Source organism: Mongoliibacter ruber (genome assembly GCF_003003005.1).
Classification (GTDB): domain Bacteria; phylum Bacteroidota; class Bacteroidia; order Cytophagales; family Cyclobacteriaceae; genus Mongoliibacter; species Mongoliibacter ruber.
The window spans coordinates 521,634-542,386 of record NZ_PVTR01000001.1 but is presented as its reverse complement, the minus strand read 5'-3'; the positions used below and the strand labels follow the sequence as shown (position 1 = coordinate 542,386).

Annotated in this window: 17 protein-coding genes, 1 tRNA gene and 1 pseudogene; 15 read left to right on the top strand and 4 right to left on the bottom strand. The window is 37.7% G+C overall.

Annotated elements, in window-relative coordinates; genetic code table 11:
• Nucleotides 1–350: 350 nt before the first annotated feature.
• The gene (locus CLW00_RS02470) at nt 351–1,688 is read right to left on the bottom strand and encodes an amidohydrolase (RefSeq protein ID WP_106132033.1); all 1,338 of its coding nucleotides are present in this window, start codon (nt 1,686–1,688) and stop codon (nt 351–353) included.
• Nucleotides 1,689–1,782: 94 nt separating this feature from the next.
• On the opposite strand from CLW00_RS02470, the gene CLW00_RS02465 reads away from it, so the two are divergent.
• On the top strand, nt 1,783–2,745 hold the full coding sequence (locus CLW00_RS02465; protein WP_106132032.1) for a YheT family hydrolase: 963 nt from the start codon (nt 1,783–1,785) through the stop codon (nt 2,743–2,745).
• A gap of 166 nt (nt 2,746–2,911) precedes the next feature.
• On the opposite strand, the pseudogene lhgO (CLW00_RS02460) reads toward CLW00_RS02465, so the two are convergent.
• A pseudogene (gene lhgO / locus CLW00_RS02460) lies at nt 2,912–3,724 on the bottom strand (L-2-hydroxyglutarate oxidase); the annotation flags it as partial.
• Nucleotides 3,725–3,913: 189 nt separating this feature from the next.
• Between lhgO (CLW00_RS02460) and CLW00_RS02455 the strand changes: the two are divergent.
• Nucleotides 3,914–5,236 (top strand): T9SS type A sorting domain-containing protein, encoded by a 1,323-nt coding sequence (locus CLW00_RS02455; RefSeq protein WP_106132031.1) that lies wholly within the window; start codon nt 3,914–3,916, stop codon nt 5,234–5,236.
• 44 nt (nt 5,237–5,280) lie between these two features.
• On the top strand, nt 5,281–5,844 hold the full coding sequence (locus tag CLW00_RS02450; RefSeq protein WP_106132030.1) for a hypothetical protein: 564 nt from the start codon (nt 5,281–5,283) through the stop codon (nt 5,842–5,844).
• A gap of 236 nt (nt 5,845–6,080) precedes the next feature.
• On the opposite strand, the gene lhgO (CLW00_RS02440) is transcribed toward CLW00_RS02450, so the two are convergent.
• On the bottom strand, nt 6,081–7,280 hold the full coding sequence (lhgO, locus tag CLW00_RS02440) for an L-2-hydroxyglutarate oxidase (protein WP_106132028.1): 1,200 nt from the start codon (nt 7,278–7,280) through the stop codon (nt 6,081–6,083).
• A gap of 95 nt (nt 7,281–7,375) precedes the next feature.
• Here lhgO (CLW00_RS02440) and CLW00_RS02435 point away from each other — a divergent pair, with 95 nt between their 5' ends.
• The 5 genes from CLW00_RS02435 to rplT all read left to right on the top strand — a co-directional run bounded on the left by CLW00_RS02435 (nt 7,376) and on the right by rplT (nt 12,063).
• On the top strand, nt 7,376–8,575 hold the full coding sequence (locus CLW00_RS02435; RefSeq protein ID WP_106132027.1) for a 6-bladed beta-propeller: 1,200 nt from the start codon (nt 7,376–7,378) through the stop codon (nt 8,573–8,575).
• Nucleotides 8,576–8,810: 235 nt separating this feature from the next.
• Nucleotides 8,811–10,763: a threonine--tRNA ligase gene (gene thrS, locus CLW00_RS02430; protein WP_106132026.1), complete on the top strand. Its 1,953-nt coding sequence runs from the start codon at nt 8,811–8,813 to the stop codon at nt 10,761–10,763.
• An 84-nt stretch (nt 10,764–10,847) separates the two neighbouring features.
• Nucleotides 10,848–11,399: a translation initiation factor IF-3 gene (gene infC / locus CLW00_RS02425; RefSeq protein WP_106132025.1), complete on the top strand. Its 552-nt coding sequence runs from the start codon at nt 10,848–10,850 to the stop codon at nt 11,397–11,399.
• Between the two features lie 21 nt (nt 11,400–11,420).
• A complete protein-coding gene (gene rpmI / locus CLW00_RS02420) occupies nt 11,421–11,621 on the top strand; it encodes a 50S ribosomal protein L35 (protein WP_106132024.1) in 201 nt (66 codons plus the stop codon).
• 97 nt (nt 11,622–11,718) lie between these two features.
• The gene (rplT, locus tag CLW00_RS02415) at nt 11,719–12,063 is read left to right on the top strand and encodes a 50S ribosomal protein L20 (protein WP_106132023.1); all 345 of its coding nucleotides are present in this window, start codon (nt 11,719–11,721) and stop codon (nt 12,061–12,063) included.
• A 355-nt stretch (nt 12,064–12,418) separates the two neighbouring features.
• Here rplT and CLW00_RS02410 read toward each other — a convergent pair.
• Nucleotides 12,419–12,492, bottom strand: a tRNA-Met gene (locus tag CLW00_RS02410).
• Between the two features lie 207 nt (nt 12,493–12,699).
• Between CLW00_RS02410 and CLW00_RS02405 the strand changes: the two genes are divergently transcribed.
• The 7 genes from CLW00_RS02405 to CLW00_RS02375 all read left to right on the top strand — a co-directional run bounded on the left by CLW00_RS02405 (nt 12,700) and on the right by CLW00_RS02375 (nt 20,745).
• A complete protein-coding gene (locus CLW00_RS02405) occupies nt 12,700–13,095 on the top strand; it encodes an START-like domain-containing protein (RefSeq protein WP_106132022.1) in 396 nt (131 codons plus the stop codon).
• 75 nt (nt 13,096–13,170) lie between these two features.
• Nucleotides 13,171–14,994, top strand: a complete 1,824-nt coding sequence (locus CLW00_RS02400; RefSeq protein WP_106132021.1) for an LptF/LptG family permease — start codon at nt 13,171–13,173, stop codon at nt 14,992–14,994.
• Nucleotides 14,995–15,072: 78 nt separating this feature from the next.
• Nucleotides 15,073–15,348 (top strand): 30S ribosomal protein S15, encoded by a 276-nt coding sequence (gene rpsO / locus CLW00_RS02395; protein ID WP_106132020.1) that lies wholly within the window; start codon nt 15,073–15,075, stop codon nt 15,346–15,348.
• 107 nt (nt 15,349–15,455) lie between these two features.
• Nucleotides 15,456–17,597 (top strand): polyribonucleotide nucleotidyltransferase, encoded by a 2,142-nt coding sequence (gene pnp / locus CLW00_RS02390; protein ID WP_106132019.1) that lies wholly within the window; start codon nt 15,456–15,458, stop codon nt 17,595–17,597.
• An 85-nt stretch (nt 17,598–17,682) separates the two neighbouring features.
• Complete coding sequence (locus CLW00_RS02385) at nt 17,683–18,546, top strand: sigma-70 family RNA polymerase sigma factor (RefSeq protein ID WP_106132018.1); 864 nt, start codon at nt 17,683–17,685, stop codon at nt 18,544–18,546.
• Nucleotides 18,547–18,750: 204 nt separating this feature from the next.
• Complete coding sequence (gene trxB / locus CLW00_RS02380) at nt 18,751–19,689, top strand: thioredoxin-disulfide reductase (protein ID WP_106132017.1); 939 nt, start codon at nt 18,751–18,753, stop codon at nt 19,687–19,689.
• Nucleotides 19,690–19,704: 15 nt separating this feature from the next.
• The gene (locus tag CLW00_RS02375; protein WP_106132016.1) at nt 19,705–20,745 is read left to right on the top strand and encodes a peptidoglycan DD-metalloendopeptidase family protein; all 1,041 of its coding nucleotides are present in this window, start codon (nt 19,705–19,707) and stop codon (nt 20,743–20,745) included.
• Nucleotides 20,746–20,753 lie beyond the last annotated feature (8 nt).

Genomic DNA, 20,753 nt, shown 5'->3' with positions numbered 1-20,753 from the left:
ACCTTTTTAAATATCATCAATACCTATGAAGAATTTTTACTCTGACAAAGGTATGTTAGACGGAAAGAAAAGGTGTTAAGGCATTGTAAAGTAATCTTTAAATTGAAGGATATACAGTTGAAATATGCTTCGCGAAATATGCCTTTGGCGATATAAATTGATATATACTTCGTGAAATAAATAGAAATATGCCTTCGGCGAAATAAGTTTAAGTATTGAGCATCTTTTTACTCCCTATTTACAATATTTCAACCTTATTTCCACTGTATTTCAATTTATATCCATCATATTTCAACTTTATTTCCATCCCATATCCACCAATATCCAAAAGAAATAATATCTATCAAATATCATCTTTTCATGATCTCCATATTTCTCAAGATATCCATGGCAAATACACTCATGGCTTTTATTCCTGTCTTAATGGTAGGTTCCGGAAGTGGGGCAAACTGTGGAGAGTGAAGTCCTGGGATTTCCAGGTTTTCGGCCTTCGCTTTTTTAAGAAATTCTGGATCTGTAGCACCCAAATAGAACATGCTGATGGGGATATTTCTTTCTTGTAAACCAAAACGGCTAAAATCCTCACCTATCATTTGTTCCTTTACTTCATGGACATTTTCTTCACCTAGGTTGGTTTTGAAAACTTCGACCATTCTTGTAGTCAGTCCTTCATCATTGATCAATGCGGGGGTGTGTGGCTCTCTTATCCAATAAGTTGGCATTTTGGATTCCGAAAGTCCAGCGGCCCTTGCATAGTTTTCGCTGATTCTTTTGACACTGCTGATCATTTCTTCTCTCACTTCAGGAGAATAAGACCTCAATGTCAGTTGCATGGTTACTTCATCTGGAATGATATTGTGTACTGATCCGCCATGAATGGATCCTACGGTCACCACAGCGGGATCAGTAGGTGCGATTCTACGACTAACAATCGTCTGGTAAGCTTGGATCATCTGAGCACTCAATACAATTGGATCGATCCCTGTGTGTGGTGCTGCCCCATGGGCACCTTCACCATAGACAGTAACATTCATCATATCTACTCCCGCCATCAGCGCCCCGGCTTTATAACCGACTGTTCCCGCCGGTAAAAAGGGGTCATCATGAAGTGCAATGGCAAAGTCCGGATGAGGGAAATTTTCATACAAGCCATCATTCATCATATTCCAAGCACCCATACCGTTTTCCTCAGAAGGTTGCCCAACCATAAGGAGCGTTCCTCTCCATGAGTCTTTATACTGTTGCATCAACTTTGCAGTCCCTACAAACACTGTCATGTGTATGTCATGGCCGCAAGAATGCGCAATAAATGTTTCTTTTCCGTCGTTGGAAACTCCTTTTTTAACAGAAGCATACGGCAAGCCTGTTTTTTCCTCCATCGGCAAAGCATCCATATCAGCCCGAATCAACAAAACAGGCCCTGGCCCGTTTTTCAATACACCAACTACTCCATAACCCCCGATTCCTTCAGACACTTCATAACCTATTTCTCTGAGTTCTTCAGCAATCCTTGCCGACGTTTCTTTTTCCTGTAGGGAAAGCTCTGGGTTTTGGTGGAGGTGTTTATACAGACTATCCAATTCTGGATATATTTTGTCTATATAAGAATCCAAGGATTGGGCATTAGCATTGAAAAGAATACCTATGGATAAAAACAATAGAATTAAGGTGATTTTTGATTTTCTCATAAATTACGTTGCTTAAACTTTTTCAAATAAAACAAATTCTTCTCTCTTTTGGGGGTATGAAATAAATATCCTTACTAAATCAGTATCTATTTTTATGCCTATTATAGAGAAAACCACTTATTTGAATCCGCCCAAGTATCTGTTCAACGGGCATTTGGAAACTATCATTCCAAGTATTTTTAGAAAAATTAAAGGTGTTTCCTATTTGAGAGAAAGGATAGATACTATGGATGCTGATTTTTTGGATTTGGACTGGTCAAAAATAGGTGCTGAAAAGCTCTTGATCATTTCTCATGGTCTGGAAGGTAGTTCTGAAAGGCATTATGCCAAAGCCCTTGTCAAATTATTCAATCAAAACGGTTTTGATGTATTGGCCTGGAACAACAGGTCTTGCAGTGGGGAAATGAACAAGGGGCCTCTACTGTATCACCACGGTGCTTCTTATGATTTGGATGAAGTCATCAAACATGTAGAAAAAAACCAAAAATATAATGCTTATTACCTCTCGGGCATTTCTATGGGAGGTGCACAAACATTGAAATATTTAGGAGAAAAGGGGGCAGATCTAAACCCAAAAATCAAAAAAGCTGCAGTTTATTCCACTCCATGCAATTTGCCTGATTCAGCCGCAACACTTCGGGTAAAGGGGAATGCTTTCTACAAAAAGCGATTTTTAAATAAATTGAAAGCCAAAATGTTTTTGAAAGGCGCTCAGTATCCTGATTTGGTAGATTTAGAATTTTTGAGAAGCGTGGAAGATTTTGATACTTTCGATACCCACTATACCGCAAAAGTGCATGGATTTAAGGACGCTGATGATTTTTACCAATCCGTAAGTGCGGACAATTGGATGAAAAACATCGAAGTCCCTACTTTGATTATCAATGCCTTGAATGATCCATTGTTGATGGGCAGATGTTACCCTGTAAAATTAGCTGAACAGCATTCCGAAATTTACTTGGAAATGCCTCGTAGGGGAGGCCATACGGGATTTATGCTCAGAGGTCAGGAGTTCACTTGGGCAGAATACAGGTTTTTGGATTTTTTAGTTGAGTAAATTTAGAGATTGATTGACAGAAACGATTTTTCCAATCATAGAATTGATAATTATATAGATTTTGGGTGGTGAATACACCATGATAACAATCACTTCAACAAATAGTGAAGTACATATCAAAAATGCATTTTTTTAAATTAGATAATGACTTTATCCATAGACGCATTTAAAACCTCTTTAAAGCTAATTCCGAGACAGTATCACCAATAGAAAGTGAGCTCGTTGCAGCAGGAGAAGGGGCATTCAACACATTTATGGAAAATTCATTTTCCTTGATGCTAAAATCATCCAAAAGCCCGCCAGTCTTGTCACATGCTTGGGCGCGTACTCCAGCTCCTCCATCTACCAAATCCGATTCCTGGATATCAGGAATCAATTCTTTCAGTGCATGGGTAAAAGCAGTTTTGGAAAAAGAGCGGTAGAGTTCACCGAAACCGGTTTTCCAGTATTTGGCGGCAACCTTTTGAAATCCTGGCCAAGCCAATGTTTCTGACAACTCACCAAAATTCACCTGGGATCTTTTGTAGCCCTCTCTTTGGAAAGCCAAAACAGCATTGGGACCAGCCTCTACACCACCTTTCATCATGCGGGTAAAGTGTACTCCTAAAAACGGAAAATTCGGATCGGGAACAGGATAAATCAGGTTTTTGACCAAGTATTCTCTTTCCTTTTTGATTTTATAATATTCTCCCCTGAAAGGAATAATTTTGACATCCAGACTTTCTTTCTGGTTCATCTGAGCCACTTTGTCTGAATAAAGTCCTGCACAATTGATAGTCAGTTTGGTTTGAAAATCCCCACGGGAAGTTTCAATGGTGGAAATTCCATTTATATTTTTGATACCTTTTACTGTATGACCTAAAAAAATCTCACCACCCAATTGCTGGAATTTTTCTGCGTACTTTTCCGCTACAACTTTATAATCAACTATTCCGGTTTGAGGTACATGGATGGCAGCCACTCTGGCACAGTAAGTGGATAATTCCCTAGCATCACCAACCTGGACAAACTGGTAAGAGACCTTTTGCGGTACATAAGAATTATTACACGATTAAATAAGGATTTAAATATAAAATAAGAATTTATATTAATGAAAAATTGCATAATTGAGAGCTAAAATTTATTTTTAAATCATATTGTTTAAAAAATATAAAGTTGTTTACCCACTATGAAAATCTTACCCCCGCACACACACACACACAAATTTCTTTCATTCAAAACGATTGCAGGAAAATTTGGACTTGCAAAAAGTCTCATTGTATTTTTGATTTTCGTGTTTCCTTTGCTTAATTCTCAAAGGGCGAATGCAGTAGTAGTCGTTATAGAGGGAGCGTCTAGTTTTGTCTGTCCGAATAATTCCGTTACTTACACGGCAAAAACATATAACGAATCTTTCGGTTACGAAATTAATTCTTGTGATATTTTTTGGACTGTTTATAAGGGTATTGAAATAATAGACAATGGAACGGGGCCAGATTTCTCTTTTACTTTTCCCGATGTCGGAATTTACGAAATTGAAGTAAAAGCAGTTAGATGCTCCATCCATGGTAAAGGAGAAAAAATTATTTCGACAACTTCAAGAGTGCCGACTCCAAGTCCAATTTCAGGCCCTGCGATGTGTTCTTCGGGACAATCCTATACTTATACCACAAGTCCTACCTTAGCCAGTATATTCCCTGAAACAGGGAACTGTTACTACCATTTTCCTTATCAATGGACTGCTCCTTCTGGTTGGTCTATTAATGGAGGAGGTAATACTGCATTTACGAATGAAACAGTAAATATTTCTGCCCCTGTAAATACTCCTGAAGGGACTTATACAATTTCAGTCCAAGGTTCAATACCAAATCCAGCTCTGGGTAATTTTTGGTATAGTACTAAAAGAGACTATGTGGTTCAAATCGGCGCATTTAGTTTATCCCAAGTAACGGTAGCAGGTGCTGGGATGGTATGTAATGGCAATTCATATACCTTTACTGCCAATGTTCCCACAGGACATCAGAATGGTTACACTTACAATTGGACTTATCCTTCAGGATGGACTGTCCAAAACACATCTGCAAACACTATTACATTTTTTCTTCCTACTTCTAATAATTCTTATGGTCCAGTTCGCGTTTCGGTTAACAACGGCTGTGGCGCTACGCCTTTGACCGGAATAACTGTCGCCCCTTGCAGTTATATGATGTCTTCAGGTGATTTTAAGATTTATCCCAATCCCTCATATGGTGATTTGTTCGTTGAATATGATACTGAAAGCAACCAATTAGGAAAATCCTTTGATGCGGAATCACATAATCAGAATAGTAAACCATCTATTGTTACGTTTAAGGTTGATATTTTTGATCGAACTGAGAAACTGGTAGGGACTGGAGAATCCATGGAAAATAAGGTTCATTTAGATACGAAAAGATTACAGCCTGGAACTTATTACCTTCATATTCATTCGGGTAAAGATGTGTTCAGAAAACAAATTATAATTGAAAATTGACCAGAGAATTTTAAACAAGTTTTATACACCGAAATTGAAAAATTATGAATATTCAACCTAAATATTCGTTATTGCTGTTTTTGTTCTTTGCCTTATTATTTTCCTTTGGCGCAAGTGCTCAATCCGAGGCCGAAATCTTTACTGCAAAAAAAGCTGTTTATCTTGAGGTAGGTGGAAGTTCTGGAATATACGCAGTAAACTATAGCAAGATATTTCATCAAAAAGATAAACTAAAGCTAAATGCCAGTGCAGGTTTTTCTATGTGGCGAAATCAACTAAATGATTTCAAGACGATTTGGCTTCCCGCTATTCCTTTAGAGGTATCAGCCTTATATGGCAAGTCAAACCATCATCTGGAATTAGGTTTAGGGTTTACTTCATATTTAAGCAGAACTTTAGAAATTAATTCGGAAACATTTGAATTTAATGACAAAGTGGTATTTGATTCTCTAATTCCTTTAAGAATCGGTTATAGATACCAAAAACCAGAAGGTGGCTTCTTTTTTAGGATTGGCTATACCCCATTTTTCAATGTTCCAGTTGGAGAAGGGAAAAGCTGGTCTTTCTATCCTTATTGGGCAGGTGTAAGTTTTGGAAAGAGTTTTTAAAGGGATTTTATTTTGCTTGCCCTTAAGAAAAAAACAAATAGAGGCAAACCTCGATCAACTTTAACCTCGGGAAATTCAGGGTGCATCCAACAAAAAACCGTCTGAAGGCTTAGAGCCATCTGACGGTCAAAGCGTCTTGGTACTTGTTTCTCGGTTCTCTGTACTAAACCTTCGAGTACGCTGCGGCACATTCAAAGGTTAACCTTTTCTCTTGGTTCTTAATTCTAACCTCTCCCTCAAAACCTCCTCAAAGCCAATTCACTTACAGTACCTCCTATAGACAGGGAACTTGTTGCAGCAGGAGAAGGGGCATTCAACACATTTATGGAAAATTCATTTTCCTTGATGCTAAAATCATCCAAAAGCCCGCCAGTCTTGTCACATGCTTGGGCGCGTACTCCAGCTCCTCCATCTATCAAATCCGATTCCTGGATATCAGGAATCAATTCTTTCAGTGCATTAGTAAAAGCAGTCTTGGAAAAAGAGCGGTAGAGTTCACCGAAACCGGTTTTCCAGTACTTGGCTGCCACTTTCTGAAATCCAGGCCAAGCCAGTGTTTCTGACAACTCGCCCATATTCACTTGAGACCTTTTGTACCCCTCTCTCTTGAATGCCAAAACAGCATTGGGACCTGCTTCCACGCCTCCTTTCATCATTCGTGTAAAGTGTACTCCTAAAAACGGAAAATTCGGATCGGGAACAGGATAAATCAGGTTTTTGACCAAGTATTCTCTTTCCTTTTTGATTTTATAATATTCTCCCCTGAAAGGAATAATTTTGACATCCAGACTTTCTTTCTGGTTCATCTGAGCCACTTTGTCTGAATAAAGTCCTGCACAATTGATAGTCAGTTTGGTTTGAAAATCCCCACGGGAAGTTTCAATGGTGGAAATTCCATTTATATTTTTGATACCTTTTACTGTATGACCTAAAAAAATCTCACCACCCAATTGCTGGAGTTTTTCTGCGTACTTTTCCGCTACTACTTTATAATCTACTATTCCGGTTTGAGGCACGTGAATGGCCGCTACACCGGCACAATAGGGTTCATATTCCTTCAGTTCATCCAGGGTAATGGAACGAGTGCCTTCAAGCCCATTTTGGATCCCTCTTTCCCGTAACCCATTCAAAATCGGAATCTGCTCTTTTTTTGTAGCCACTACCACTTTTCCCGTCAATTCAAAAGGAACACTTTCCTCTTCGCAAAACTTTATCAATTCATGGTAACCCTTGATGCAGTTGAGCGCTTTAAGAGAACCGGGTTTGTAATACAATCCTGAGTGGATCACACCGCTGTTATTGCCGGTTTGGTGTTTGGCCACTGCGTTTTCTTTTTCAAGAACCGCAACCTTCAAATCAGGTTTTTGCTCTTTTAATTTTAATCCAGTGGCGAGACCAACTATGCCTCCTCCTATGATAATGATATCGTAGAACATACAATTTTAAGCTTTGGACAAATATATATAATGGTGTTTGATGAAAACATGTTTGAAAGAATATTTAGATTTGGTTTAAATCATTAGTTTTGAACATGGGAAATAAAATTATTGGAATCTTCTTACTTTTTGTCGTCGCTTGTACCAGTCAGCCCCAAACAGGTACTGTTACCGAAAAAGATGGCACCATTACGATCAAGGTTGACCTTGAGTCAGTCAAAGACGGCCATTTGACAGATTATTTTGAGCCCGAGATAGAATATTTGTTGTTAAAGGAAAAAGAAAATCCTGATTCACAAATAGGTGAAATTGCCAAGCTTATTGGATACAAGGATAAGATTTTTGTGTTTGATTGGTGGATTGGAAAGAGTGTTCAAATTTTTGATAGACAGGGTGATTTTATTAGGAGGATAAGAAATGTTGGTGATGGACCAGGCAAGTACATCGAACTGGCGGATGTACAGGTAGTTCAAGATACAATGTATTTATTAGCGCATCCTAAAAAAATCATCAAGTTTGATCTTGAAGGAAATTTTATAAATGAAATAAAGATTTCGGTAATGGGTAGAACATTTTTCTATGATACTGAGTCTTCTTTATTTTTTATCTATAGTGGTTCTCGAGCTGAAAATTTGGTCACAGTTCTTGATCACTCAGGAAAGGTTATAAGAAGTTATTTTTCTTCACATCCAGATGTCTTTTATGGAAATATGGGGGATCCGGTAAATTTTTATCAAGAAGATAACAGTTTTTATTTTGCTAGAACTTATGCAGATACTTTATACAGGTTTACTCCTGATGGTTTTAAACCTAAAATCATTTTTGATTTTGGAAATGAAGCAATGAATCATGGTAAATTGAAAGAAAAGCAGAAGAAAATGGATGATGATGCTTTTCGTAAATACTTTAAAGAAAATTCAGGGAATTCTTATTCTCCTTATGGATTTTCGAACACAAAATATATTCTAAGCAGAATTAGAATAGGTGAAAAAAGCGCAGTTTCAATTTTTGATAAGCAGAATAAAACCCACGATTTGGTTAATTTTGACTTAATCAATGATATCGATGAATCATTCAATTTTTATCCACCCATATATCAGTTAGAAGACAACGAAGTAGCTGTTGCATATCGTGGAGTTTCTCTTTACAACAAAGCAGTAGAAAAGAAGCAAAGTATGTCAGAGGAAGATTGGAAAACTTACCAAGAAGGAAAAGGGAAGGATTTTATCGAAGCTGCTTTTTACGGAAAAGAAACAGAGAATTATGTCTTGATGATTCTCAAAACAAAAAATTAATAGGATCAAGATCTTACTGTCCATGATCCAAATCAAGGCAGTTCGGTACTTTTATTTCATTGATGGCTTTCGCAAATGCATTTAAAAGAAACATTTCACAACCATCTCCCAAAAAATTCTTTTTTCACATTCCCTGCCGCTTTATTTTTTGAATAGCTTGGACTTGACCATATTTGCAAGTCTAAAAATCATCTGTTTGTGTAGATGACATGTTTCATTATTTAAAATTTTATAAATGTCTAACCAACATATCAAAATTACCCTGCCGGATGGATCGGTAAGGGAGTACGAAAAAGGAGTTTCGGGGCTACAGATTGCACTTAGTATCAGCGAGGGTTTGGCCAGAAATGTACTTGCAGCAAAAGTAAACGGGGAAGTATGGGATGCCACAAGGCCTATCCATGCCGATTCCAAAGTTCAATTGTTGACATGGAATGATGCGGAAGGTAAAAATACTTTTTGGCACTCCTCTGCCCACTTGATGGCTGAGGCTTTGGAAGCATTATATCCTGGAGTGAAGTTGGGCATAGGCCCGCCGATCGAGAATGGGTTTTATTATGACGTAGATTTTGGAGACAAATCACTGGATGGTGCAGAGCTTGAAAAGATTGAAGCTAAAATGCTCGATCTTGCCCGTCAGAAAAATGAGTATGTCCGAAAAGAAATATCCAAAAAAGATGCCGTAGCATACTTTACTGATAAAGGTGATGAGTACAAGCTGGACTTGTTGGAAGGATTGGATGACGGTACCATTACTTTTTATGAGCAAGGTAATTTTGTAGACCTTTGCCGTGGTCCCCATATTCCAAACACAGGATTTATCAAAGCCACCAAGCTTTTGAATATTGCCGGTGCGTATTGGAGAGGGGATGAGAAGAATAAAATGCTCACCAGGATATATGGTATCACTTTTCCTAAAGCCAAGGAATTGCAGGAATACCTTCATATGCTGGAAGAAGCGAAGAAAAGAGACCATAGGAAGTTAGGAAGAGAACTGGAATTATTCACTTTCTCCGAAAAAGTGGGTATGGGTCTACCATTGTGGTTGCCAAAAGGCACCCTTCTGAGGGAACGATTGGTCAACTTTATGAAAAAGGCACAGGATAAATCCGGTTATCAGCAGGTAGTTACGCCTCATATTGGCCATAAAGCTTTGTACGAGACTTCTGGTCACTATGAAAAGTACGGAAAGGATTCTTTTCAACCGATAGCCACACCAAACGAAGGAGAGGAGTTTCTTTTGAAACCTATGAATTGCCCACATCACTGTGAAATCTATAAACATAAACCAAGATCTTACAAAGACCTTCCAGTAAGATATGCTGAATTTGGCACGGTTTATCGATATGAACAAAGCGGTGAGTTACATGGATTGACAAGGGTAAGAGGTTTTACACAGGATGATGCCCATATATTTTGTAGACCAGATCAAGTAAAAGAAGAATTTATAAAAGTCATCGATTTGGTTCTTTATGTATTTCAGGCATTGGGATTTGAGGAATATACCGCCCAAATTTCACTCAGGGATCCTGACAATAGAGAAAAATATATAGGATCTGATGATGCTTGGCAAAAAGCTGAGTCTGCGATTATCGAAGCAGCTGCAGAAAAAGGCCTTGATACCGTAACCGAGTTGGGAGAAGCTGCATTTTATGGTCCAAAACTTGACTTTATGGTCAAAGACGCACTTGGAAGAAAGTGGCAGCTTGGTACTATTCAGGTAGACTATAACCTTCCGGAAAGATTCCAGTTAGAGTATATTGGTTCTGACAATCAAAAACACAGACCAGTGATGATTCACAGAGCACCATTTGGTTCTCTTGAGCGATTTGTAGCTGTGTTGATAGAGCATTGTGCAGGTAATTTCCCACTTTGGCTGTCACCAGAACAAATCTGTATATTACCAATTTCTGAAAAATACACAGATTATGCCCAGGAGATCAACTCCATGCTTGACGAACAAGATATAGTGGGGATTATTGATAACAGGGATGAGAAAATCGGACGAAAAATCAGAGATGCTGAAGTGAAAAAGATTCCTTTTATGCTGATAGTGGGCGAAAAAGAACAAGCTGAAGAAAAAATTTCAGTACGTAAACATGGAGAAGGAGATATAGGTAGTTTTTCAGTCCATGAGTTTGCTCAATATTTCAAAGGCATAATAGAAGAATCTTTAAAGCAGAAATAATAGTACTAAAAAAGATAGAGATTTTTTAAATCTCGAAATAATTAAGATATTTGCAGGCAATTTCATTAAAACAACCAAAAAATTTTGAGAGGAAGAACACCGTTCAGACAGAGACAAGAAGAACCTTATAAGGTTAATGAGAAAATTAGAGCCAGGGAAGTGAGGGTAGTCGGCGATTTCGTAGAAGGAGGTAATGCCGTATTACAGACAGCCCAAGCGATCAAGATTGCTCAGGAAAATGATCTCGATCTCGTAGAAATCTCCCCTAATGCGAGTCCACCAGTTTGTAAGGTGATCGACTACGCTAAGTTTAAATACGAACAAAAAAAGAAGCAAAAGGAGATCAAAGCCAATGCTTCTAAGACTGTTTTGAAAGAAATCAGATTTGGTCCTAATACGGACGATCATGATTTTAATTTTAAATTGAAGCACGCCATCGGATTTCTGAAAGAAGGAGCTAAGGTCAAGGCCTATGTTCATTTTGTAGGAAGATCGATCGTCTTTAAAGAAAGAGGGGAAATGCTATTGTTGAGATTTGCGCAAGAACTCGAAGAGTATGCACAGGTTGAGCAATTGCCAAAACTCGAAGGAAAAAGGATGTTTCTTTTCTTATCTCCAAAAACAAATAAAAAATAAATTCAACAAATAAATACAGTTATGCCTAAAGTAAAGACCAAATCAGGTGCGAAAAAACGGTTCAAGCTTTCAGCAACCGGGAAAATCAGAAGAAAACATGCTTACAAAAGCCACATTCTGACTAAGAAGTCTACCAAGAGGAAGAGAAATCTTACCAAAATGGGAGAAGTTCATGAGACAGATGAAGGAAGAGTAAAAGCAATGTTGAGAATTGGTAAATAATTCTCAATCTTCAAAATTAAATTAAAGGTTATATTATTCACCAGACGCTGAGGTAAAAAAGTCCGAAAGGCACCTAGGGTCAAAAAATTAAATTACTATGCCAAGATCAGTAAATGCAGTTGCTTCTAGAGCAAGAAGAAAAAAAGTCCTCAAAGCAACAAAAGGTTACTTCGGAAGAGGTAAAAACGTTTGGACTGTAGCCAAGAACAAATATGAGAAAGGTCTACAGTACGCTTACAGGGATAGAAGAGTTAAGAAAAGAGAATTCCGTGCTCTTTGGATTCAGCGTATCAACGCTGGAGCAAGAGAATATGGCATTTCTTATTCACAATTTATGGGATTGTTGAAAAAAGCAGGTGTTGAATTGAACAGAAAAGTTCTAGCTGACCTTGCAATGAACCATCCAGAGGCATTCAAAGCTGTTGTTGAAAAAATTAAGTAAGAGCGCACTCAATTACTTGATAATTAAGCCCCATTTTATGGGGCTTTTTTTTGTGCTATATATTTTGTGTTTAAGAAGCTGTTTAATTAAAATTCACTATATTACAAGTGTACAAAATCTTGACAAGCCAATACCTAATCAATTGCTTTCGCATGATTCTGGGATTGGTTTTTTGCTAAAAAGACTTAATTGTCATTTACAAGTTGATGTTTGTAAAATTGATAAATATTTCTCCATGGTTTAGCAGGACTTTCAACATCAGGTGTATAGACTAATATGAACACTGAGCTGATGCCTTTTATATAGAATTCCCCATATGATGGAATAAAAAAAAGCCCCTAAAGTGGGGCTTGTGTAGCGAGGACGGGAGTTGAACCCGTGACCTCAGGGTTATGAATCCTGCGCTCTAACCAACTGAGCTACCTCGCCAAGTATTGTAATTAAATCGGGTGTTGGATCCCTGACTTTCGATTTTTATTTAAAATAGGAAGTAATAAATCTAAAAGTTCAACTTCAAAATAACTATCTGGATGAACTACCTTCCCAAATCGGAATGCAAATATGAGGTCTTGACCCTTTAATTCCAACTTATCGAAGCAAAAAAACTGTTTTTTTGTCAACTTAAATTTAAAGAAAATGGTAAAAAATAAATTTGTCGCTGATTATCAAATCAATACTTCAAGGAAAATATTATTTCCTTATTTAAGTTCAGCTAGCGGTTTGTCCGAGTGGTATGCCGATGACGTGTCTATCAATGAAGACAAAACGTTTAAATTTGAATATGATGGAGAAGATCATTATGCAAAAGTGGTTGCCCTTAGGACTAATTTCCATGTAAAATTTGAATTCTTCGATCCAAATAACTTGGAAGAAGAAGACAAAGCCTATATAGAATTTAAACTTGAAGAGAATGAACTTACCCAAACACTATTTCTTAAGGTGATTGACTACAGTGATTCGTATGAAGATGATGAACTTGAGTCTATTTGGGAAAATTTGGTAGCAAACCTTAAGGAGATCATTGGAGGATAAATTCAATTTTCATAAATTTTTGAATATTATTGCCAACTTTGCCGTTGAACTTTTGCAAGTGGCGATAATTACCTAATGAAAAAACTTGATAAGCTTATTCTGGGATCCTTTATAGGTCCGTTCTTTTTGACATTTATTGTGGTGGATTTTATTCTGCTCACGGTAAATATGCTCAAGTACTTTGATGAGATTTTTGGCAAAGGCTTGGATTTTATGATTTACATGGAACTGATTTCTTATTTTGTGATCAGCATTTCCCCTATGGCTCTACCTCTGGCAGTTCTTTTGTCTTCTTTGATGACATTTGGGAACCTTGGGGAGCATTTTGAATTGACAGCTATCAAAAGTAGCGGTATCTCACTTTTAAGAGCGTTGAGACCAATTGGTGTCTTTGTGGTAGTCTTGACCATTTTTGCATATTTATCCAATAATTACTTGGTTCCCAAAGTCAATCTGAAGACATTCAGTTTGCTCTATGATATCAGGATGAAATCCCCTGCTTTGGATATCAAAGAAGGAGTGTTTTATGCAGGGATACCCAACTATAGCATAAAAGTGAATAGAAAAATGGATGATGTAAGGTTAAAAGATGTCATCATCTATGACCATTCACAGGGGCAAGGTAATATCAATGTGATTCTTGCAGATTCAGGTAGGATGGAATCTTTCTATAATGACAGGTATATGAGATTGACGCTGTACAATGGCGTCAGCTATAAAGAATCAAGAGCCCAGAGAGGCATTACAGAAAAGCCTGTGGATTTTAGTCGAACTAATTTCTCCGAGAATCAAATGGTATTCAACCTTGAATCTTTTCAGATGAACCGAACTCCAGAAGATCTTTGGTCTACAAACAGGTCTATCAAGAATATCGCACAACTTAGAGACGGATTGGATTCGATGGCTAGTGAAATCAATCAGATCATTTATTATAATTACCTAACGACTGAATCATCTTATTCCTATTTCACAAGGAATAGAAAGATAAGACCTCCTGAAGATGTTGTTAGAGGAAAGGCTATTTATGACTCTCTAAGGGAAGCAAGGCTTCAATTTAGGAAGGAAAGAAAGGAAGATAGCTTAATCAGTGTAGGGGTAGAAGCTTCCAAAATTGATTCAAGCTTGATAGCCATTGATTCACTTGAGCGTGAAGAGTTGAAACTGATGGAAGATTCTCTTGGAATAGTGGATTTACCCAATCAATTGGACACTTTACCAAACTCTATCGAGAATACTAAAGAGAATGAGAGTTCAGTAGATTCAAGTCAAAATTCAAAAAAATTGACTAAAGGAGAGTTTCAGAGGCCTTCAGATTGGCGAGAAAAATTAGAAGAAGACCGAAAACCAGATTCCGTTGAATTAAAAATAAAGGAAAGTCCTAAGGAATTTACCGAAGCTCAAAAAGTAAAGTTTGATTCTATAGTGTCTGCAGGAAATTACAGAAACAGGGCCGCTACAGTAGCTTTGAATAATGCTCGTACGGTCAAGAATAATTTCAATACCAAAATCACTCAAATTGATAACCTTGAAAGAGAATACAGGAGATTTCAGATAGCATGGTATCAAAAGTACACATCAGCTTTTGCCTGTATAGTGATGTTTATGATAGGAGCACCTTTAGGAGCCATCATCAAAAAAGGAGGTTTGGGGATGCCTGTGCTCCTTTCAATCATCTTTTTCATTGTTTACTATATGCTCACCATTACAGGTGAAAAGTGGGCTAAAGAAGCAATTACGGATCCTATTTTCGGTACTTGGTTTTCAAATCTTGTACTCTTGCCCTTTGGGCTGTTCTTCTTAAAACAGGCCAGGAAGGATGCTAGGTTGTTTGAAGCTGATGCCTATGTAGAGTTTTTCAAAAAGGCCTTCAAACCTATTAAAAGATTGTTCTCCAAATAAATGAGAGCATTTTTAAATTAGGAATAATAGTTTTACCTTTGCGCTGTTTAAAATTCTAAAAAAATAATTTAACTAGACATGTATTTATCCGCAGAGAAAAAAGCAGAGCTTTTCAAGAATCATGGCAGGTTGAAGACTGAAACTGACACAGGATCACCGGAATCTCAGATTGCGTTGTTCACTTACAGAATTCAGCACCTGACAGAACATTTGAAAATCAACAAAAAAGATCACTCTTCAAGATTGAGTCTTTTGAAATTAGTAGGTAAAAGAAGAAGTTTACTTAACTATTTGATCAAAAACGATATCGAGAGATATAGAGCAATTATTGCTGAACTTGGAATAAGAAAATAATACCAGATTGATTGTAAGGTTCTCCTGTAGAGAACCTTACTTTTTTAACTCCCCACGATATTAAACCTTACTTTTAAATCTTAGCTTAATTATTTTAACAAAATTGTATGTTACCTAACGTAATTTCGAAAACTATCACCCTAGAGGACGGTAGAGAAATCATTATTGAAACGGGAGCATTGGCCAAACAGGCTGATGGTGCTGTTGTAGTAAAAATGGGCAATGCGATGCTTTTAGCAACCGCCATGTCCAAAAAAGAGGCAGGAGAAGGAGTTGATTTTCTTCCGATGTCCGTAGATTACCAAGAAAAATTTGCTGCCTCTGGAAAAATTCCCGGAGGATTTTTAAAACGAGAAGGCCGACTTTCTGATTATGAAATATTGATCAGCAGGATAGTCGACAGAGCAATCAGACCTATTTTTCCAGATGATTATCACGCAGACACCCAAATAGCAATCACCTTGATGTCATCTGATTCTGATGTATTACCGGATTGCTTAGCAGGCCTTGCCGCATCTGCTGCACTAGCTGTTTCGGATATCCCTTTCAACGGGCCAATTTCCGAAGTTCGCGTTGCAAAAATAGATGGACAGCTGATCATCAATCCTACTCCAACTCAATTGGAACAAGCTTCCTTGGAATTTATTGTAGCAGGTTCTGAAGAGTACATTTTGATGGTAGAAGGTGAAGCCAATGAGATTTCGGAAGATGAAATGGTAGAAGCCATGCAACTTGCCCATGAAGAAATCAAAAGGCATTGCCAAATACAAAAAGAATTAACAATCGCTGTAGGTAAGGAGGTTAAGCGTGAGTACAACCACGAAAAATCTGATCCGGCTTTGTTTGAAAAAATGCATAATGAACTTTACCAAAAGTGCTATGATGTAGTAGGTAAATTGATAGCCAACAAATCTGAGAGATCAGAATTAATCAAAGCTATCAAAGAAGAGTTTATCGAAAGTTTAGGAGAAGAACATGAATATGAAGCCAGTTTGATTGGCCCATACTTTTCTAAAATACATAAAGAAGCTGCAAGAAATCTTACGCTCAATGAGAAAAAGAGACTTGATGGCAGGAAACTTGACGAAGTGAGACCTATTTGGTCAGTAGTAGACTACCTTCCGTCAGCACATGGTTCGGCTGTATTTACAAGGGGAGAAACACAATCTATCACCACATGTACCCTTGGTACCAAAATGGATGAGCAGATGGTGGATGGAGCTGTAATATCCGGTTATAATAAATTCTTCTTACACTACAATTTCCCTGGATTTTCTACTGGTGAGGTAAAAATCAACAGAGGTCCGGGTAGGAGAGAAGTTGGACATGGCAACCTAGCCATGAGGGCTTTGAAGAAAGTATTGCCAAAAGACGACGAGAATCCATATACAATCCGTATAGTTTCTGATATTCTTGAATCAAATGGTTCTTCATCAATGGCAACTGTTTGCGCAGGTTCATTGGCCTTGATGGATGCTGGTATCCCGATCAAATCTGCAGTTACCGGTATTGCAATGGGAATGATTTCAGATGCAAAAACAGGGAAGTATTCTATCCTATCTGATATTTTAGGTGATGAAGATCATCTTGGAGACATGGATTTCAAAGTGACAGGGACGGCCAAAGGAATCACTGCTTGTCAAATGGATTTGAAAGTGGAAGGTCTTGATTACAGTGTTCTTAAAGAAGCACTTTATCAAGCTAAAGCTGGTAGACTTCATATTTTAGATGAGATCACGAAGACCTTGGCAGCACCTAAAGCTGACTTGAAACCACATACCCCAAGATCATTTATCATGTCAATTCCTAAAGAATTGATCGGTGCTGTGATAGGGCCTGGCGGTAAAGTTATTCAGGAAATCCAAAAGGACACTGGAGCTACAATTATCATTGAGGAAAAGGATAACGCTGGTAAAATCAACATCTTCTCAAATAACCAAGAGTCAATGGACGCAGCTGTTTCTAGAATTAAAGGAATAGTAGCACAGCCTGAGATTGGAGAAACTTATACTGGCAAGGTTAAGAACATTATGCCTTTCGGTGCGTTTGTTGAATTCATGCCTGGAAAAGATGGCTTATTGCATATTTCAGAAATCAAGTGGGAAAGACTTGAAAATATGGAAGGTGTCTTTGAACCAGGAGAAGAGATAGTTGTTAAACTTATTGATGTTGACAAAAAAACAGGAAAGTTCAAACTATCTAGAAAAGTATTGTTACCAAAACCAGAAAAATCCGAGAAAAAAGATTAAGTTCAATCGTGTATAATATACAATGAACTTTATTTGGAAGCATTTCTGTTATAGTATTTGTTCTTAACCGCAAAAATATTCTTGAATGAGGCAGCTAAAAATTAGCAAACAGATTACCAATAGAGAATCACAATCACTTGATAAATATCTTCAGGAGATTGGTAAAGTTGATCTACTGACGGCAGATGAAGAAGTGGTGCTAGCCAAACGCATCAGAGAAGGGGATCAACTAGCATTGGAAAAATTGACCAAAGCAAACCTAAGATTCGTAGTATCTGTTGCCAAGCAATACCAAAACCAAGGGCTTTCTTTGGGAGACCTTATAAACGAAGGAAATCTAGGGCTTATCAAAGCAGCACAGAGATTTGATGAAACAAGAGGTTTTAAATTCATTTCTTATGCAGTTTGGTGGATTAGACAATCCATTCTTCAAGCACTTGCAAAGCAATCCAGAATCGTAAGGTTACCTCTCAACAGGGTAGGGTCACTCAATAAAATCAGTAAAACCTTTTCAGAACTTGAGCAAAAATTTGAAAGAGAGCCATCTCCGGAGGAATTAGCGGAGGTCTTGGAGGTCACAGCTGGTGAAGTTGTAGATACGATGAAAATCTCAGGTAGACATGTGTCTATGGATGCTCCATTTGTACAAGGCGAAGAAAACAGTCTTTTGGACGTTTTGGAAAATGACGGTGATGAAAAGCCAGATGATGGTTTGATGACTGATTCACTTCGAAAAGAAGTTCAAAGAGCTCTTTCTACCCTGACTTCAAGAGAAGCTGATGTGATTACACTTTATTTTGGATTGAATGGAGAGCATGCGATGACTCTGGAAGAGATTGGTGAGAAGTTTAACCTTACCAGAGAACGTGTGAGACAGATTAAAGAAAAAGCTATTAGAAGGTTAAGACATACTTCAAGAAGTAAAACCCTTAAGCCTTATCTGGGCTAAATCGACTATATTAGCATTTATATTAAAAAGGGGAGCTTCCCCTTTTTTTGTTTCTCTAAATCCAAATTTACTAACAAAAGCTAAGTTTTAAATTTTAACTTTCTGACGATCATCTATTCATCAAAGTGCAGGGAATTTTAACAGGTATTAACTTTGTTGTGTAGGGTATTTTATCAAAATTTGCTAACCCAAAAATTAAACATAATGTCTTCTGAAATAGAAAAAGTAAAAGTTCTAATAATCGGATCTGGCCCGGCGGGATATACTGCTGCGATTTATGCTTCAAGAGCTGGTTTGAATCCATTACTATTTACCGGTGCTCAGCCCGGGGGTCAATTGACCATCACAACTGATGTAGAAAATTACCCTGGATATCCAGAAGGAATCATGGGGCCTGAAATGATGGAAGATTTCAGAAAACAAGCTGAAAGATTTGGGACACAAGTGAAGTATGGTATGGTGACCAAAGTTGATTTTTCATCTAAACCGCACAAGGTTATTGTAGATGATCAAAAAGAAATACATGCTGATACAATCATCATCTCGACAGGAGCTTCAGCCAAATGGCTGGGTATTGAAAGTGAAGAGAGACTTAATGGTAAAGGTGTTTCAGCTTGTGCCGTTTGCGATGGGTTCTTTTTTAGAGGTCAGGATGTAGCCATAGTAGGAGCTGGTGATACAGCTTGTGAAGAAGCCTCTTATCTTGCCAATATTTGTAACAAAGTTTATATGCTGGTAAGGAAAGATGAAATGAGAGCTTCTCAAATCATGCAAAACAGGGTGCTGAAAAATCCTAAGATTGAAGTAATGTGGAATACTGAAACAGAAGAGATTTTGGGTCAGGATGAAGTAGAAGGTGTAAGGGTTTTTAATAATAAATCCGGTGAAAAACGAGAAATTAAAATTTCTGGCTTTTTTGTTGCTATTGGGCATGAACCCAATACTTCCATTTTCAAAGATTCTATTACAATGGATGAAAATGGATATATCTTAACAAAGCCAGGCAGCACCAAAACAAATATTGAAGGAGTATTTGCTTGCGGAGATGCGCAGGATCATGTATATCGTCAGGCGGTAACTGCAGCGGGTACAGGATGTATGGCTGCACTTGACGCTGAAAGATATTTGGCTGCTCAAGAATAGTTTGAATGCTTTCTAATGACAATTAAAAAACAACTATTAGTTTCAATAATAATTTTGTGCATGGGTTCATTAGGAGCCCATGCGCAAACTTTTCCAAAGATTATTAAAAAGCCAAAGTCTGAAACAACTCCAGCACCTCTCAACCCTGTACAGAGAGATCTTCGGCTTTTTGATTCAAAGACTTACCTTCAGAACCTGACCAAAGAAACAGATTCTTTACTTTTCAGAGATTTTGTGAATTTAAAGAGAAGGCTGAGTATTGTTTCAGAGGATACCCTTTCTCTAATTTGGGCACCTACCAATCAGCTAGTACAGGTTTCTGAAAAAATTCTAATTGATAGTATTTGGGTTACTGCTTTTGAATATTATTCTTCTTGGGATAGCAGAAAAATCAACATTTATGATTTTAACCCCAAAGAATTTAAAGATACAGTTTACGTAAAGCTACATGATCCTTTTTTTGGAACTGACTATAAAATGCCACTTGAGACGACACAGATAACATCTGAGTTCGGCTTTAGAAGATTTAGATGGCATCATGGGACAGATTTGAGGTTGAGGACTGGGGATCCCATTTATTCTGTTTTTGACGGTATAGTAAGGGTAAGGTCATTCGATAGAAATGGTTATGGCTACTATATAGTCGTAAGGCATAAGAATGGACTAGAGACACTCTACGGCCATATGTCTAAATTGATTGCAGAAGTAGGACAGGAAGTGAAGGCAGGAGATATCCTTGGATTGGGGGGGAGTACTGGCAGAAGTACAGGGCCACATTTGCATTTTGAAGTCCGCTATCAAGGCTTGTCTATCAATCCAACGGAAATGTTTGACTTTAATCTCGGGAGGTTAAGGTCTGATGTTTACATGATCACAGCATCTAGTTTTGATCATGTGATACAAACACAAGAAGCCGTGTACCACAGAGTCAGGAGCGGAGAAAATCTAAGTACTATAGCGCGTAGGTATGGTGTAAGGGTAAGTACTCTGACGAGGTTAAACAATATTTCAACCAATAGTATTTTAAGGGTAGGTCAACGACTTAGGATACGTTGATAAAACGA